This is a genomic window from Collinsella sp. TF10-11AT (genome assembly GCF_003437565.1).
Classification (GTDB): Bacteria; Actinomycetota; Coriobacteriia; order Coriobacteriales; family Coriobacteriaceae; genus Collinsella.
This window is the reverse complement of sequence record NZ_QSQW01000001.1, coordinates 36,550-53,726: the sequence shown is the minus strand read 5'-3', so window position 1 is coordinate 53,726 and position 17,177 is coordinate 36,550. Positions and strand designations below refer to the sequence as shown.

Sequence of the window (17,177 nt, the reverse complement as noted above, 5' to 3'; positions counted from 1 at the left end):
TGAATTACGCCATCGGGATGCGGTCGTGGTTGACTTGGCTGTAGAACAGGCGCTGGATTTCGGCGGCATCGCGTGACTGGCCGAGTGCCCACATGGTTTTGGCCACGAGCGTCTCGGTTGTCATATCGTCGCCGCGCAGAATGCCCGGATGATCGGCGTAAGCACGGCCGACCTCATAAACGCCCAGATCGAGGCCCTCTTCGGGGACCTGCGTGGTCATAACGACGGTGCGGCCCGAATCGACCCAGCGGAAAATAGCCTCTTGGAACGACTCGCCCGACTCACCAAACTCGGGGATACCGCCAATGCCAAAGGTCTCCAGAATCACGGCGTCGTAGCTATCGGCCAGGGCGTCCAGGATACCCAGGTTTACGCCGGGTGTAAGCTTGAGTACAAATACGCGCGGGTCGATGCTGTCGTAGAAACGAACCGGGTTCTCGTTCTGGTGAGTGCCGTGGAGTCCGTTGCGAACGATGCGGTCGTTGCGGATATAGGCAATGGGCGGATAGTTGACGCTAATGAACGCGTTAAAGCTCATGGTACGCTGCTTGCGGGCGCGCGTGCCGGCAATGGCGACGCCGCCAAACACAATCGAGACATCGTGCGAGTGCTCGTCGAGCGCATAGAGCAGGCTCTGGTACAGGTTGAGCTTGGCGTCGGTAAAGGGATTGCCCATGGGCTTTTGCGAGCCGGTGAGCACGATGGGCTTGGGGCTGTCCTGAATCAGGTAGGAAAGCGCTGCCGCGGTGTAGCTCATGGTGTCGGTGCCGTGCAGAATCACGAAGCCGTCGTGGTCGGCATAACCCTCGACGATGACGTCGCGGATACGCATCCAGTCGCTCGGGCGCATGTTGGTGCTGTCGATGTTCATGGGCTGCACGACGTCGAGCTCGCAGAGGCCCGAGATTTCGGGGACGCTCTGGGCGAGCTCCTCACCGGTCAGGGCGGGGGAGAGGCCGTTGCCGTCCTCGGTCGATGCGATGGTGCCGCCCGTGGCGATGAGAAGGATGCGCTTCATGCTGGTATTCCTATCGTATTTGCCGCCGCAGAGGCGGAGTCGTTCGGCAGTATTGTGGCACAGGGCGTCCAATGTTCAAACGTATTACATCATCTGTAACGTTTAGTATCACTTCAATTGCCGTCAAATAAGGCCCAGGTCGTGCGTTTGCCGTGCGCTGATGGCTGCGAGGGACGAGAAGCCCCATATAACGTGTACACTATGAAAGTTATTTTCGTTCATTCACGCGGGTGGGCACCGGCTCCCCGCCAACAAGAGGGGGAAACCATGGATCAAAAGGCTTCCGCAAAGGTCCTCGTACTCGACTTTGGTGCGCAGTACGGTCAGCTCATTGCCCGTCGCGTCCGCGACCTCAACGTGTATTCCGAGATTGTCCCCTGCGACATCTCGGCCGACGAGATTCGCGAGATGAACGCCTCTGCGCTCATCCTTTCCGGCGGCCCGGCCTCCGTGTACGCCGAGGACGCTCCCACCATCGATCCTGCCATCTTTGACCTGGGCCTTCCCGTCCTGGGCTTTTGCTACGGCCATCAGATCACGGCCGTGACGCTCGGCGGCAAGGTCGGCCACTCCGAGGTGGGCGAGTACGGCCGCGCCACCATCACGCGCACAGCCGGTGCCAAGCTCTTTAACTCCACGCCCATGGAGCAGACCGTGTGGATGAGCCATCGCGATGCCGTGTCCGAGGTGCCCGAAGGCTTTACCGTTACCGCCAGCACCGACGTGTGCCCGGTTGCCGCCATGGAGTGCGTCGAGCGCAAGATTTTCACCACGCAGTTCCACCCCGAGGTCAAGCACTCCGAGTACGGTCAGCAGCTGCTGAGCAACTTCCTGTTTGAGATCTGCGGCCTGGAGCCCAACTGGAGCATGGACAACCTGGTCGAGACCATGACGGCCGAGTTCCGCGAGAAAGTCGGCGACGACCGCGTGATTCTGGCCCTGTCCGGTGGCGTCGACTCCTCCGTCGTGGCTGCGCTGGGCGCCCGCGCCGTGGGCAAGCAGATGACCTGCGTGTTCATCAACCACGGCCTGCTGCGCAAGGGCGAGCCCGAGCAGGTGGAGGAGGTCTTCACCAAGCAGTTCGACGTCGACTTTATCCACGTCCACGCCGAGGACCGCTATGCCGAGCTTCTGGCCGGCGTGACCGAGCCCGAGGAGAAGCGCCGCATCATCGGCACGCAGTTCTGGAAAGAGTTCTTCGCGGTCGCCCAGCAGCTCGAGTGCGACGGCAAGCCGGTCAAGTACCTGGCTCAGGGCACCATCTACCCCGACATCATCGAGTCCGGCGCGCGCAAGACGGGCGGCAAGACGGCCACCATCAAGAGCCACCACAACCTGATCCCGTTCCCCGAGGGCGTGCACTTCGACCTTATCGAGCCGCTCGACCACTTCTTTAAGGACGAGGTCCGTGCACTTGGTCTGGCGCTGGGCCTGCCGGGTAACATCGTGTTCCGCCAGCCTTTCCCGGGCCCGGGTCTGGCCATCCGCATCATCGGCGCGGTCGACAAGGAGAAGCTCGAGATCCTCAAGAATGCCGACGCCATCGTGCGCGAGGAGCTCGACGCCTATAACCAGCGTCTGTTTGAGCAGACCGGCGAGCGCAACTCCGAGCATAGCTGCTGGCAGTATTTCGCCGTCCTGCCCGACATTAAGTCCGTCGGCGTTATGGGCGACGAGCGCACCTACCAGCGCCCAATTATCCTGCGTGCCGTCGAGTCCAGCGATGCCATGACCGCCGACTGGGCCAAGCTGCCCTACGACGTCCTGGCCCGCATCTCCGGCCGCATCGTGGCCGAGGTTCCCGGCGCCAACCGCGTGTGCTACGACATCACGTCCAAGCCGCCGGCGACCATCGAGTGGGAGTAGTTAAAATATGTGCAATTTACGTGCATGAAAACCTAGATAGCACCCATGGCGCACTGCATCATGGGTGCTATCTTTGTATATGGGAGCGGGTCACGGCATATTCCAGTCGCCACGTGACGGATATCCGCCACACCATGACGGATTCCAGGAACATACCGCCTGCCGCGCGTGCAATCGCCGTATTGCGCACACACGAGGCAAGGAGGTCCGCATGGAGACAGTTAACGTCACCGTACGCATGGAGAGGCAGACGAGGGACGACGCTGCGAAGCTCTTCTCGAAGCTCGGCATCAGCACCACCCAGGCGATCAACATGTTCCTCAAGCAGGCCGTGAGGGAGCAGAGGACACCCTTCGAGGTCTGGATTCGCGGCAATTTTGAGACTGGATGCAAGTGGGACAAACTGAGGCAAACTGGAACGAACTGGAGATAGTTTCTAACTATTGAGTGGGATTAGAGTAAGTAACATGCGAAGAATCGATTCAGCACCTACACGCGACATCCTTGTTAAGCTGCTGCACAACGACGCCCTCGGGAGGAATGGAGATCTCGCCGAGTTTGCCGGGATACTCAAATCCATCGAAGGCGGGTTTTCCCTGTTCGTCGACGCTGATTGGGGAAGCGGGAAGACATTCTTCGTTAGACAGGTGGCCTGCATCCTTGAAGAGGTTAATCCTTTTCTTGAGTCTCACGGAGACCTCGACGGATTGCTTGACAACAATCGCGAGCTTGCACCCTATATGGAGCTGAACAGCTTCTTGCCCGTATACTACAACGCCTGGGAAAATGACCATTGGGATGATCCGCTGCCTTCGATTGCAGCATCTATAGCCCTCCAAGGCGATGCATGCGCCTCTTTTCGCAGTGACACCGAAGCTGGCGAAAAGATTGCCGGAACACTCGACGCCATATTGGGGGTCTTTGGACATGGCGGAGCCAGCTCTTTAAGAGACGCTTTTTCGGGCAGAGATTTAATCCAGGCTTATCGTGACAGAGAAACGCTAAGGTCCTCTGTTTCAAACCTGGTAGATGTAGCTCTCCCTGAAAAAGCCAACACATTGCTTCTCATTGTCGATGAGCTCGATCGTTGCCGTCCTTCTTTTGCAATGAAGGTGCTCGAGCAGTTGAAGAATCTGTTTACAGATGATCGAGTAGTCATCGTGTATTCGGTCAACGCCAATCAACTATCACATGTTGTTGAAGGCATGTATGGGCAAGGTTTTGACGGCCGACGTTATTTGTCGCGTTTCTACGATCTAACCATCCCTCTAAGAAAGGTCGATAGCTTTAAGCAGCTAGAAGCGAACGGCTTCATAAAAACCTCCAACCGCTTTGACGTAATTGCGTATGAGCTTGCAGAGGCATACGGAATGACGATGAGGGACGCCAACAGGTATCTGACTGAGCTTTTCAGAGTTCGCCCTTTAGTATTGGAAAGCCGCGATGGATTTGTAGACGACCGGGTTCGAGCGTTTGCCGATGCCGGCCTGGTCCCGACTATGCTCGCCTTGAAAGTATTTGACGCCGACGCGTTTGCCTCTGTGGTTCAGAAATTTGAAATTGAGCCTCTTTATCATGCATTCTCTAAGAGCGAAGCGGCGATGGAGTTTATGGATGCAACATGGGGGTCGTACATAAAGTTCGAGGAGGGAAAGACCCCTTCCGACGAAGACAAGGTAGGTGCAAGGCACGAGCTCCTCGAGACCTTGGTCTACATGATTTGGTGCAAAGACAGAAACAATTCTAAATACCAGCATTCCTATCAAGTTCTTATTGGAAGAAGCTGGGGATTTGACTCGCTCCCGCGTTTAGCAAAGATTATCTAGGAGTAACAGATGAAAGGCGAAGAACGATACCTTCTTAACTTGCTCGAAGGCACGAAAACTCGATTTGTTATCCCCGTCTATCAGCGCAACTACGACTGGAAGATCGAAAACTGCAAGCAATTGTTCGACGACCTCGAGGATGTCATTTCAGAAGGCGTGGAGAGTCATTTCTTTGGAAGCATCGTCTCCAAAGCAGATGGCCCCGACACACGCATCGTCATCGATGGCCAGCAAAGGATCACCACGTCTTACCTCCTTCTCCTTGCGCTTGTGAGCAAGCTCAGGGAAGGCGCCATCGCCTCCGAAGACGACAATCTGGCCGACATGATCAACGAGGAATACCTCATCGACAAATGGCATAAGTCCGAGCGAAAGCTGAAGCTGAAGCTCATCAAGGACGACCAGGCTGCCTTTGAGGCGCTTTACTCCGCTGACGCAGAGAAGTTCATCCAGGACTCCAACGTAACCCAGAATTACATCTATTTCTGCGGCCGTATCGACAAGACAAGGCTGACGGCCGATCAGCTGCGCGATGCCATCGAGCGCCTGATGATCATCGACATCAAGCTTGACAAGGAGGATGACGCCCAGCGAATCTTCGAGAGCCTCAACTCGACAGGCCTCGACCTGAACGAGGGCGACAAGATCCGCAACTTTATCCTCATGGGTCTGGATGCCCAAATGCAGGAAGAGTATTACGAGCAGTACTGGAACGAGATCGAGAAGAATACCGGCTACGACGTAAGCTCCTTTGCTCGTGATTGGCTTGCTGCCGTCCGCAGGAAGACCCCCGCAATCAAGAAGGTCTATTCCGTGTTCAAGGACTATGTAAAAGCGGAGGCATTCGATACGAAAGTCCTGCTTGAGGAACTTCTTAAGTACTCAAAGCGTTACAAGGCGATTAACGACGCCGATTCTGGAAACCATCGGCTTGATGCGGTTTTGAGACGACTTATTCTGCTGGACATGAGCGTCATGAACCCGTTCACGCTTAATCTATTCGAATACAGGCGCTGTGGAGGAATCAGCGACCAGCAGGTGATCGAGGCGCTCAAATCCGTCGAGACCTACCTTTTCAGGCGCTGGGTCTGCAAGGTTCCCACAAATGCGCTCAACAAGGTCTTCGAGACTCTGCACAGCGAGGTTTTGAGAGGCGTCAAAGACGGCGGTTCATATCCTGACGTGTTGAACAAAGTTCTCCTCTCCAAGGAGGGCAGCGGCCACTTCCCCGACGACGCCGAGTTCATTCAAGCGTTCGAAGAGAGGGACTTCTACAGGATCGCGAGCTACAAGTACTACCTCTTCGATCGTCTTGAAAACGGAGACAGCCTCGAAAGGGTCAACGTCGTCGACAACCTTCGCGATGAGTCTTTCAGCATTGAGCACATCATGCCCCAGACGCTTTCGACAAGCTGGCAGCAGGATTTGGGCGTTGAGTTCGCCGCAATTCACGCAAGGTGGCTGAACAGCATGGCGAATCTGACGCTTACCGCATACAACTCCAAATACAGCAACAGGCGCTTTGCCGAGAAGCGGGACATGGAGAACGGCTTCAAGCAGTCTGGCTTCAGGATCAACGGCTTCGTCTGCCAGCAGGAGGCCTGGGGCGAGGAGCAGCTGAAGGCTCGCAACGAGCTCATGAAGAGGAAGTTCCTTGAGCTTTGGCCATCCATCGAGTCCGACTTCGAGTGGGGCAACGACGCCTACGAGGAGCATGCCCTCGACGATGATTTCTCGTTCACCGGCAGGCAGATCGCCGCATACAGCTTCATGGGATCTCGCTTCACGGCGAAGACCTGGGTTGACATGATCTGCGGCGTGCTTTCCATGGTTTACGAGCTTGATCCAGTCGTCTTCCATAAGTTCGTCCCTGAGGGCTCGGACTTCCCGGGAAGGTATTTCTCATGGAAAGAAAGCGACTATTGCTTCAAAGTCGGTGAGGGAATCTACTTCAATCCCGGAAGCTCGACTTATGTGAAAATCGAAACGCTGAAGATCGTTTTTGAGGCAGCGGGCATTGACTGCTCAGAGCTTCTGATCGAGCTGTACAAGTCGAAGGTCGGGGATCCATCGTAGCTGCTGGGGCCTGTAGAGGCTTCTCTACCCTGCCTCCTCTGACATGCAATGTCCATGTGATCATTAGCTGCTATCGCAGTTTGCCGTGACCCACCTTGACCCGCTAAAACACCCTGCCCCGCCCCGAAATCCGTGACCCAGATTTGGCCCCATGGATTCACGGCGATTTTGAGACTGGGTGTAAATGGGACAAACTGGTGCGAACTGCGGCAAACTGGAACAAACCGGAGATAGTTTTTAACTATTGAGTTGGAATAGAACAGACGTTCGATATAATAATATAGTATCAGATAGCGGGCACGGTTTCAATCGAATCCGTGCCCGCTGCTGTATGCGTGCCCTTGCACGCCCAATATGCGCCGTAAAATCCGTCTTCTTCAACGTCAAAGTGAATGCGCTTCGTTTTTGCCTCTCAAAATCTTATTTTCACGATTTGCATTTTCATCCCGTTGTCACCGACCCTTGCGAGAAACCGGAAAAAGCCGCTGACAGAAGGGTCTCTCAAATCGTTGTAACCCAGCATATAGCCGCGACTTGTGACCTGCAGACGGCTGTTCCACGTGCCGATTTCCTTGGCGGCATCCGAAACCGCAAAATATGCCCCCACATCCTTGATTTTTGCAGTCTTAAGCCATGTTTTTGCGATCATCTTTACTGCCGTCCGATTGGCAGCATCAAAGACCAGCACACCGCCGGGGAAAGCGTCCGCCATCCCCCGCACCAGTTCCCGGACCTGCTGGGTCAGAAAGTAATAGAACACTCCGGAGGCAAAGAACACCGCCCCGCCGGAGGCATCGATTTTGCCAAACCATGCGGTGTCTTTCAGGTCGCAGGGGATATTTTGTTCTCGATCCCCGGCGGGCAGCAGCTGCTGCCGCAAGGCAATCACATCCGGGAAGTCCAGATTGTAGATCTTGCATCTACCGTTGTCGCAGGTTCTGCCGGTGTTGTCCAGCCCGCAGCCCAGATTGACCACCGCCGCATTGGGGTGGTCTTTCAGGTAATCCCGCACCTCGAAAGCAAGATCACTTTGCCGTGTGGCCACCTCCAGCGCACCAAAGCGCTGCATCAGGCTGCGGGAGTTTTTCTCTGCCTCTGAAAAGTCGTAGTCGATCTGGTCGAGCAGGCGAACCGCTGTTTCATCCCTGTAAAGGTTCGGGTACAGCTCCGTACACAGCTTCCGGGAATACAGCGGGAGGATCAGCGTCTCCTGCACGGTGTTTTTCTCAATTTTATATTTCATAGGTTTCTTCCTCAGTGAATAAAAACTGTCATAATTGCCGCCAGCATAGCCGCTATGACCGTCATGCCTATCGCCATGTGCAGGATGGATGCAAAAACGCCCGTGCTTGATGCCCTTACTTCCGCGCCGTGACGCAGAGCCACTTTTTCTTTTTGCGTATCTGCACCTCGTGAAAACCCGCCTGCTCCAAACACGCCTTTAATTCAATGTCCTTGTAGATGGTCATGCCGCCGATGATCTGCGTCCACCTCTCGTCCCTGTCTGTATCGCCATTGCTCTCGTTGCAGATAAGAATTTTCCCGCCTGGCTTCAGCGTCCGCCAGACCTCACGGAAGCATCGGGGCAAATCAGGCCAAAAATAGACGGTCTCAAAGGCCGTGGCAGCATCGAAGTAGCTATCCTCAAACGCCATATCCGCCACACTGCCTTGCAGAACGGCGCAACGCCCCTCCTGAATTGCAGTTCGGTTGAGCTTTCTAGCCTTCTCCACACTGACGGGCGAATAGTCGATGCCCTTGACGACGCCATGCGGGCATTTTTTCAGCAGCCGTTTTATGTTCGCCCCGCCGCCGCAGCCGCAATCCAGCACCTTGGCGTTTGGCGCAAGTCGTAGAAACTGAAGTCCCCACCGCGCCACAGGGCTGTGGCCCAGATTCATCATGGCAACCATAAGTTTTCCGCCGAGGCCCACGGGCTTGCGGGTGTTTTCAAAGAACGACATCTGGCCCCTCCGATTTCGTGCATTCCGCATAGGTCAACGGGAACGAGGCCTTCAGCACCGAGCTTTTCTGCACCGCCCAGCCGTTTTGACGCAGGAAACGCAGGTATTCCTCGCTTGTCCACCTGCTGTGGAGGGGGAATCCCGCCATACTCATGAAAAAGGCTTTTGCCTTGCCGGAAACCGAGTTCCCCGCGTGGGTGAAGGTTGGAGCGATGAGCACGCCGTCGTCCTTCAGCACCCGCCTGATTTCTTGCAGGGCCTTTTCCGGATGCGGCACTATGTGAAGCGCGTTGGACACAATCACCACTTCGAAGGACTTCTGTGCATAGGGCAGGCGGAACATATCTTGTACGGAAAAGTGCAGCTTTGCGGATTGATTGTCCCGCTTTGCTTCAAGGATCATCTTTGCAGAGGCGTCCGTAGCCTCGATGTGCGCCGCCGCATTTACGATGCTCTTTGCGATAAGCCCCGTGCCGGTGGCAACCTCCAGCACGGTTTTTGCTTTCACTACCGGCCGGATCAGCCCATACATCTTCTCATACGCCGCCCGGTCGTTTCGCATGAAACGGTCGTACCGACTGGCATTCTTGTCCCAGAAACCCTTGCGTTCATGCATGGCTGTCGCCCCCAAACAGTTAGAGCTATCTAACTATAACACACGAATCATGCAGTAAGATGAGGCTAACCTTCTTTTCTTGGCTAAGACGCATCTCTTCGGTTTTCGCTTATAGCGGCGCGAGTCAGATGCTAGGCTGGAGCTGAAGAAGGAGCTTGGCGGACAGGTAGGTCGATACCGGTTCCCGGAACGGTGATCCAGCCAATTACACCAGGGCCCTAGTCATTGAGTGGGAATAGAAAATTCCTTAGTTATGGGGGTATTAATTTGATTTCCTTTAGGATACACCCCCATAACTATATGAATTGACCTGCTGACTCCAATGAAGATTGGAGGGTAACGGCCAGGGGTGACGGCCCAGCGAGTGTTATTTTGCGAGCTATGCGCGTTGAAAGCGACCTTTCGTGGTATAAACTATTTGCCGGAAGCCGCGGCTTTCAGAGTACGGCTTACGTGTACGTTTAACCTCCGTGGGCGACGGGGTGCCGCAAGGCGTAGAATATCGCCCATCTGTAGGGGTCTGCAGCGATGCGGGCCCCGCTTCGTATGAAGGGGGCGTAGCCGATGAAGATCGTATCCATCCCCAGGATTTCTTCGACCTCGTCGAGGGCGAACGCGAGCTCATGCTTAAGCACAATCGCCCCTGCATCGTGGTGGTGAGGCTGCGTTTCCGCGGGAAGCGCAGGGACTTCGCCGTGCCGCTGCATTCCAACATCGCCCCCAACGTGCCCAAAGACCAGTACTTTGCGTTGCCACCCCGCCCCACGACGCGCCCCGGCTGTCGCCACGGCATCCACTACATCAAGATGTTCCCCATAACCAAGTCCTACCAGCGCCGCTTCAGGACCGAGGGCTCGGCCTACTACGAGACGCTCCAGCGCATCATCGACGGCAACACCAAGCGCATTGTCTCCGAGTGCCAGGCGTACCTCGACCGCTACGAGCGCGAGGGAAGGCCCCACTTCGCCGTCGACATCGACCGTATCGTGGGGCTGCTGGAGGGCGAGAAGTAGGGCACTTCGGCTCAGTCTCGAGCCATGTGGAGTCGCTCCGCATTTTTGAACGCCGCGTGTGCGTCCCAAATACTTGAGAAACAAGCTGTGAAGTGCAGTGGCTCGAAGCGCGCCTCCGCCTCATCCGCGCGACGCTGGCTTCTTGCTCGAGCCGACTCCCGCTTCATCGCTTCCCGCTGTGCTGCGAGCGCCTGTTGTGCCTTGGTGCTCACCGCGGGCCGCTTAAGGGCTTTCGCTGCCTCGCGAGCGCGTCGCTTGGGATTCTTCGCGGGCTTGCTTGTTTCCGTGGCCTCGTCGCCGAAGAACGTGAGCTTCGCCCATTTGCTTGTAATGAATTGCAGGATTTCCTCGTTGGACGGCTCTGTGCCGAAGACGATGCGGGCGACGCCGTATCTGCCGTCCTCGACATGCTCCGCCAGCCCGACCCAGAATTGGCCGTCGTGATATACGGTCAGGGTGGACGACGCGCTGATCTGCATGGCTGGTTCCTCCTTTATGTAGATGACCATGCAGAGAAGGGACAACCAAGGAGGCAGGTTACTGATGCGGACTCCCGCACGCCCACGACTACCCGACGGGGACTGTGTTTTCATCTCTGGTGCCCGCATTGTAGCACGCGCGGATTTACGGTGTTGATTGCCGGCGCCTAGACGGGGATGAAGGCGGTTCGATCCAGGTCAAGCCGGTCGCCCGTTCATGAAGCGGCCGATGGCCGCGTTCATGAACGGGCGTCTGATTCCCTGAAAAATAATAGGCACCCATGAGGACACCTACAGGCTATCTTCGAACTACTTGGTTTGGGGCAGACGGAGGAAAAAAATAGGGCAGAACCGCTCTCACGATCCCGCCCCGCAAACCCGAGGGTTTCTAACTGGCTCCATTATTCCGGGCCTCTCAGTTCTGTCATTGACCCAGGTATCACCCGTCTCCTATAGCGAGTGAATATAAAAATAGGGCAGAGTCGCTTGCGCAAGTCCGCCCCTAAAACCGTGAAGGTTTTGCTATCTGCAGGCTATTCTACCAACCCGAGCGATTCTGTCAACCTGCGAAGGAACTCGAGCGCGGAGCGAGCTGCGGCGTCGGGCCCCTTGTCGGGCAGCGCCTCGGTTTCGCCGTCGGCCCTGGCGAACATCCCGGCGAGCTCGGATGCGGCGCGCGAGCGCGAGGAGCCCTCGGGTACCAAGCCGGAGTGCGCCACGAGCACGGTCGCGACCTCCTGCATGGCCGTGTTCCCCATCCACTTCCTCCTGGTCGCCTTGGGAATTCCCACGGCGGCGACCCTTCGGGAGACGCCGCTGGACGCCGAGCCCCGGGCGGCGCCCCTCTCGGCGAAGCAGTTGATCAGGCACGAGCCGTGCGCGGCGCAGTTGCGGACGGACTTCACGCGCTTGAGGTCGTAGTGGGAGGCCTCGAGGCGCCTGTCGCCCCATCGCCTGGCGCAGAAGCGCACGAAGTCGATGAGGGTGCCGAACGAGGTGAGCTCAAGGAAGGCCCAGGCAGGCATGTCGCCGGAGTACTTCGCGTAGAGGCTCGAGCTGTAGGGGCTGCGGCCGCTCATCTTGAGCTCGCGCAGGCGGTACTCCCTGTTTGCAGTGGTAAGCGATGCCATGTAGTCGGCCACGATGGCGTAGCCGTCCTCTCCGCGGTCCTCCATCTCGCGAAGCAGTGTCACCTTCTGGAAATGCTCGATGTCGAGCGTCATGCCGAGCAGGGCGTGGCGCAGCTCCTGGTCGAGCGCCGCGAGCAGGCGCAGCTGGCCGAAGTCGAGGTCTACGTAGCGGCCGTCGCGCGGGCCTCCCTCGTATTTCGAGAAGAGTTTGCGGTAGGATGCGAGCTTGAAGAAGTTGCACTTGTCGCGCAGGTAGTCCGCGGCCTCTTCCTCGGAACACAGCTCGAAGGCTACGCCCTTCTGCTTGAGGTGCTCTATCTGCTGCTCGATCGTGAGGATCGGCTTCCTATCGTGGGGTTCGGCCATGCTCGGTCTCCTGTCATAAAAAGTATTGCCTATTTTACCAGCATGTTCTCGACATTCGATGGAGGCCTCATCGTCGACTCATGGGCAAGCCGCCTGATACGACTCCCTTTCCCTGTCAGCAGCGCAGTCGCCTGACCTGCGGCTTTGGAATCGCGTTGGAAGCCGCCCGCGACCAATCATTTGCAGTTGTTGCGAGTGGCTTGCGCGTGATGCTGCGGTTGAGTTTCAGAAACGGGCGATTCCGCCCAATCGGGCACCCGAATCACGGCCGGAAGCTCCTTTGGGACAAAAACAAAAACTCAATGCCCTGAGTTTGGAAAAAGTTTTTGAGGTTGTCCCAACTTTTGTCCCCGAAGCCGACGAAACGCGACATCGCGGCATTCGGCGGCACGCGTTCCATGTCGATGCCGAAAACTGGATGCAACTGGAATGACGGGACGACAGAACCAAAGCCATCGAGTGGGAGTAGGACGACAGGGTTCTGACCTGCGATTTTGAGTGCCGCACTATGCCGCTGAGTTTCGTTTCGTACGAGAGTCATGACAAAGCCACCAGCGACGGAGATGAGTAAAAGCGATTAAAGAGCCTCCGTTCCCTGCGTTGGGACGGAGGCTCTTTCTTTGCCGTTTTACTCCCTTGTCTCCGTTCGGGGATTATTTCCTGCTCATTTAGGGCTATTCGCGCTGAAAGATTTTGACTAGCTTGGTGTCCTTTATTTCGTAGACAATGTCTGCGACGTTCTCGACCAGCCTCTTATCGTGGGAGACGAACACTATCGTTCCGGCATAGGCGCTCATCATCTGCTCGAGGGCTTCGGCGCTCTTGATGTCCAGGTAATTTCCAGGCTCGTCCATGAGCAAGATGTTGTATCTGCCCAGCAGCATCTTCGCGAGTAGCAGCTTGATGACTTCGCCTCCCGAGAGAACGCCAACGTCCTTTGTCAGGTCGCGCGGTCCGATTCCCATAGAGGCGAGGATGCCTCGAATTTCGGTCATGCTGTACTCGCAACCATTCTGCATGAACGAGATCACAGACTGGCGGGCGTCGAACTTGTAACCTGTCTGTTCGAAGTAGCCGATCTCTGCTTTGGGAGAGATGTTGATACCGTCGGCGCGTCGAACGATTGCCTTCAGCAGGCTGGTCTTTCCTGTGCCGTTGCCACCGGTGATGGCCACTTTGGCACCGAGCGGTATCTCGAATTTCGCGTGGTCATAGAGCACGCAGTTGCCGAAGCTCAAGCTGAAATCATCTGCCGAGATGGGAAATTTGCTGTGCAGTTCCAGGGCCTTGCTCTGGCGGAAGCGCACGGCGCGAATGCTATCTGGGGCCTCGATCCCTTCGAGCGCTTCGAGGCGCTTCTCCATGTTCTTAGCTGCCTGATGCATTTTCTTCTGCTTGGTGCCGGTTGTTTTCTGATGCCCCAAGCGACCTGCATACTCGTTGCTTTTTTTCGCACCCTTCCGCTTGGCGTCGACCTGCCGTGCTTTTTTCCGCTGTTTTTCGATGGCGGCTTCGAGGCGATCGCGCTCGCGCATCGCCTCTTCGTATCGAGTCGCCTGAGCTTTGCGCTCTTCTTCTTTCTGTCGCAGATAGTCGGAGTAGTCACCCCAGAATTCGGAAATACCGCCGTCTTTGAGCTCCCAGATCTTGTCTACCACCTGGTCGAGAAAATGACGGTCATGGCTCACGATGAGCAGGGCCCCATCAAATGCCTTGAGCTGTCCGACGAGAAGGCGGATGCCGTCTTGGTCGAGGTGGCTCGTAGGCTCGTCGGCGAAGATCGCGCTTGCATGCTGGGAGAGCGCAGAGGCAATCTTGGCGCGTGTTTCCTCCCCGCCGCTCATCGTCTCCTGCGCCACTTCGGCGACGTTGAGACGGGAGAGCATCTCGCCGTTGTCCTGAGCCGCATCAAGGTCGAGTTCGTCGAGCTGGCCGATGAGGGCAATGCTGCCGAAGCGCCTGACGTCGGCGTCCGCAATGGTTAGATTGCCGCTCAGGATTTTTAGCAGGCTGGTTTTGCCTGCACCGTTGTCTCCTACCAAGCCGATGCGATCGTAGGGGTAGATTTCCAATTCTTCGATGTCCAGAATATCGCGGCCGGCATATTCCAAAAAGATGTCTTTAGCTTTGACTATGAGTTCCATAAGTTGAACCACCTTTTGTGTATTGTCGTTTTCTGGAAGCGCAGCCATGCCAATAAAGAATCGCTCACGTCGATTTTTCGCCTTTGCCCGATTGCCGGCGTGAGCGTTTTGGCCTTGCGCAAGCCGGCAAATCCGAAAATGATAGTTGGCGGCGAATAAGGAGCGCGATGTGGGATGTCGGCGCAATACCTCGTCGTCGCAAGGGCTTGAAGGCTGACGCGCGAACCGATGGCTGCCGCCTCTTTTTTCGAATGCTTGGGCTATTGAATCTGCCCGGAATCTTTTTTCCCCACGTTTCGGACGCTTGGAGCGAGAAGCATCGCCAACGCAAGCAGTGTCATGGTCGCTCCAGAACCGACGGACCACAACGGAGCTCCGAGCAGGTGCGCAAAAACGGAGGGGGCTGCGAGGCCCATGGGCATGGCCCACGCCATAATGGTTCCATAGAGACCAAAAACGCGGCCTAGGTACTCAGGAGGTATCTGCTCCTGCATAAGGGCAGTCTGGGTTCCCGCGTACAGCGGGGAGCATGCGCCCATAAGAAAGCTCGCCGGTAGGAAAGCGGCGAACAGCGACGGGCCGAGCAATCCGGATGCGATTGCGACGACGCCGAAGCCGGCGATTGCGGCGACCATGGTGAGCGACCTATTGCGGAACCCTCCCGTGGCCGCCAAAATGCCGGACCCAGCCAGCATGCCTGCGGAGAAAAGGACCTCCACCAAAGCAGCATCCCCCGTGCTACCGCCAAAATGTCCCAAGGTCATTATTGGGAACAATGCCGCGAGTGGGGAGAACGCGAAAGCGAAGACGAACCCGCACCAAAGAATGGCGAACAGCCCCCTGTATCCCCTGATCAGCTTGTAGCCGTCCGAAATCTCAGAGAAAAGTTCTCGAACTTTATTGGAAAAGGACGAGCTGCGGTCGGCTTCGTCGAGTCCTCCTGCGTCTATCTGAGCGGCGAGGACAGCTAGAGAAGCGAAAAGCGCCCCCAGCACGTCGAGGGCAATCATGGCGGTAATGCCCGCCACAGGATAAATCACTGCCGCGAGCGCGGCGCCAAGAATGTATCCGGCGGACTGAATCGCTTGCATCACTCCCGATAGGCGAACGAGATGCTCTGGCGGGGCGAGATGGGGCGTGAGGGATTGGGAGGCCGGCTTGTAGAACGAAGTGCCAGCTGCGCGGAGAAACAGGGCGATGAGTATTGACCACGCAGGTAAGCTGCCGGCCAACGAGGCAATCGCCAAGGCGGCGCCCACCGCGGCAACGAAGAGGTCGGCGCCGATGAGAACACGTTTCAAAGGCAGTCTGTCGACAACGGCGCCCGCAAGGACTCCGAACAAAGCAATCGGCAGAAAGCCTGCTAACGATGCCAGGGAGAGGAGGGAAGATGATCCTGTCGTGAGGGCGATATGCCAAATGAGACCCATTTGGAGAATCGAGCTCGTCAATGTCGACACGAGCTCCCCGCCCCATACGAAACAAATCTTAAATTGCCATGAATGGCACAGCGAAACAGACCTGCGCCGAGAGGTTTCAAACATCATGGTTATGTCCAATCGTGGAATGGCGTGCAAAACAGCGCGACGCCATAACAGCGCCGCTTTTTAGGCGCTCATCCACGTGCGGAAAAGACCAACCACGACACCCCTCCTTCGCTGACTCAGTTCGGCAAACCACGCAATTTTAAGGAGGCTGAAGCTCGTTTGTCAAGGATTGCCTGTCGGCAAGGACAATCCTTTCTGGCCATTCGATCCCTTTTGTATCTTTGGTTGCGTAGGTGACCCGCCAGGGCTATTACGCGTGGAAGAGGCGCCTGCCGAGCTGGCCGATGAGGCGCTGAAGATGGCCCTGGTCAGGCGAAACGATCCCAAGGGATGCGTACATCATTCGGATAGTAAGAATGTTGCCAGCAGGTTTTGCGGCAACCGCAAAGGAGCCGTATCCTGCAGCTGGAATCACGTTGCAGCATCCTGACCCGCATTCCGATTGGCGGACGGCCCGCTTCGGCATCCTGACCAGCACAGCGATCGAGCCTTGTCATTCCTTGGATATGCCGGTTGCTCGGGGCGGTCCCGACGGAGGCCCTCGCCTCCCCGGTCCGTGACCCAAGAAGGGCAAGCATGCTGATCTGCATGGCTGGTTCCTCCTTTATGTAGACGACCATGCAAAGAAGGGACAACCGAGGAGGCAGGTTACTGATGCGGGCTCCCGCACGCCCATGACTACCCGACGGGCTTTTTTTCATCTCCGATGCCCGCATTGCAGCATGAACGAATGTGCCTCGACATCTCTGCTGGCATGGTACGACTGGGATCGCACCTCGACGCATCCTTGCGCATACTGCCTTCCAGGTTTCGAAACCGGGAAGGAGAGTGTATGTGAGCGACGATATCGGCGCCGATTCGACGCTCGAGAGGGGGATTGCGCCGATTCTATCCATCGGGGATGCATTCCCGAAGGTTCTCATCACTCGCACGAGGCATGAGCCCCATACCCGGGAGGGCGTGCTCGTGCTGAATTTCGCGAGGTGGCTGCTTGGCGGGTAGGGTTCTGAACGTCGCATTGGGATATCGCGCGACAGGGCACGCAGGGCTGTTTGTGCCCGCACGGGAAACGCCGTCGCCATGCGGGCGGCCTGTCGTGTCCGATTAGCCTTTTGCTAAACAGGCTTACGCC

General features: G+C 56.8%; 14 protein-coding genes. 6 read left to right on the top strand and 8 right to left on the bottom strand.

The genetic code is table 11. The features are described from left to right. Positions 1-4: 4 nt before the first annotated feature. A complete protein-coding gene (locus DXC99_RS00240; protein ID WP_117628882.1) occupies positions 5-1,018 on the bottom strand; it encodes an asparaginase in 1,014 nt (337 codons plus the stop codon). A gap of 267 nt (positions 1,019-1,285) precedes the next feature. Here DXC99_RS00240 and guaA point away from each other — a divergent pair, with 267 nt between their 5' ends. From guaA to DXC99_RS00220, 4 genes are all read left to right on the top strand, one after another. Beyond that, complete coding sequence (gene guaA / locus DXC99_RS00235; RefSeq protein WP_117628881.1) at positions 1,286-2,884, top strand: glutamine-hydrolyzing GMP synthase; 1,599 nt, start codon at positions 1,286-1,288, stop codon at positions 2,882-2,884. 211 nt (positions 2,885-3,095) lie between these two features. Continuing rightward, positions 3,096-3,317 (top strand): type II toxin-antitoxin system RelB/DinJ family antitoxin, encoded by a 222-nt coding sequence (locus DXC99_RS10310; protein WP_158551530.1) that lies wholly within the window; start codon positions 3,096-3,098, stop codon positions 3,315-3,317. A 34-nt stretch (positions 3,318-3,351) separates the two neighbouring features. After that, positions 3,352-4,710, top strand: coding sequence for a P-loop NTPase fold protein (locus DXC99_RS00225; protein ID WP_117583318.1), 1,359 nt, complete (start codon positions 3,352-3,354; stop codon positions 4,708-4,710). Positions 4,711-4,719: 9 nt separating this feature from the next. Further along, positions 4,720-6,786, top strand: coding sequence for a DUF262 domain-containing protein (locus DXC99_RS00220; RefSeq protein WP_117628880.1), 2,067 nt, complete (start codon positions 4,720-4,722; stop codon positions 6,784-6,786). A 412-nt stretch (positions 6,787-7,198) separates the two neighbouring features. Here DXC99_RS00220 and DXC99_RS00215 read toward each other — a convergent pair whose 3' ends face one another. From DXC99_RS00215 to DXC99_RS00205, 3 genes are all read right to left on the bottom strand, one after another. After that, entirely contained in the window at positions 7,199-8,029 is an 831-nt protein-coding gene (locus DXC99_RS00215) for a class I SAM-dependent methyltransferase (RefSeq protein ID WP_117628879.1), read from the bottom strand. Between the two features lie 115 nt (positions 8,030-8,144). Then, positions 8,145-8,750 (bottom strand): class I SAM-dependent methyltransferase, encoded by a 606-nt coding sequence (locus tag DXC99_RS00210; protein ID WP_117628878.1) that lies wholly within the window; start codon positions 8,748-8,750, stop codon positions 8,145-8,147. Then, the gene (locus tag DXC99_RS00205) at positions 8,737-9,366 is read right to left on the bottom strand and encodes a class I SAM-dependent methyltransferase (RefSeq protein ID WP_117628877.1); all 630 of its coding nucleotides are present in this window, start codon (positions 9,364-9,366) and stop codon (positions 8,737-8,739) included. Before DXC99_RS00205 ends, DXC99_RS00210 begins: the two co-directional genes overlap by 14 nt. A gap of 482 nt (positions 9,367-9,848) precedes the next feature. On the opposite strand from DXC99_RS00205, the gene DXC99_RS10235 reads away from it, so the two are divergent. Beyond that, positions 9,849-10,379, top strand: coding sequence for a hypothetical protein (locus DXC99_RS10235; protein ID WP_147329312.1), 531 nt, complete (start codon positions 9,849-9,851; stop codon positions 10,377-10,379). A gap of 11 nt (positions 10,380-10,390) precedes the next feature. Here the strand turns inward: DXC99_RS10235 and DXC99_RS00195 are convergent, their stop codons facing one another. From DXC99_RS00195 to DXC99_RS00170, 4 genes are all read right to left on the bottom strand, one after another. Continuing rightward, entirely contained in the window at positions 10,391-10,858 is a 468-nt protein-coding gene (locus tag DXC99_RS00195) for a YjdF family protein (protein ID WP_233505629.1), read from the bottom strand. A gap of 533 nt (positions 10,859-11,391) precedes the next feature. Then, on the bottom strand, positions 11,392-12,354 hold the full coding sequence (locus DXC99_RS00185) for an Abi family protein (RefSeq protein ID WP_117628874.1): 963 nt from the start codon (positions 12,352-12,354) through the stop codon (positions 11,392-11,394). 674 nt (positions 12,355-13,028) lie between these two features. Next, entirely contained in the window at positions 13,029-14,498 is a 1,470-nt protein-coding gene (gene abc-f, locus DXC99_RS00175) for a ribosomal protection-like ABC-F family protein (RefSeq protein WP_117629050.1), read from the bottom strand. Positions 14,499-14,758: 260 nt separating this feature from the next. Next, the gene (locus tag DXC99_RS00170) at positions 14,759-16,045 is read right to left on the bottom strand and encodes an MFS transporter (RefSeq protein ID WP_117628872.1); all 1,287 of its coding nucleotides are present in this window, start codon (positions 16,043-16,045) and stop codon (positions 14,759-14,761) included. A gap of 834 nt (positions 16,046-16,879) precedes the next feature. Here DXC99_RS00170 and DXC99_RS10305 point away from each other — a divergent pair. Next, positions 16,880-17,047, top strand: a complete 168-nt coding sequence (locus DXC99_RS10305; protein WP_158551527.1) for a hypothetical protein — start codon at positions 16,880-16,882, stop codon at positions 17,045-17,047. Positions 17,048-17,177 lie beyond the last annotated feature (130 nt).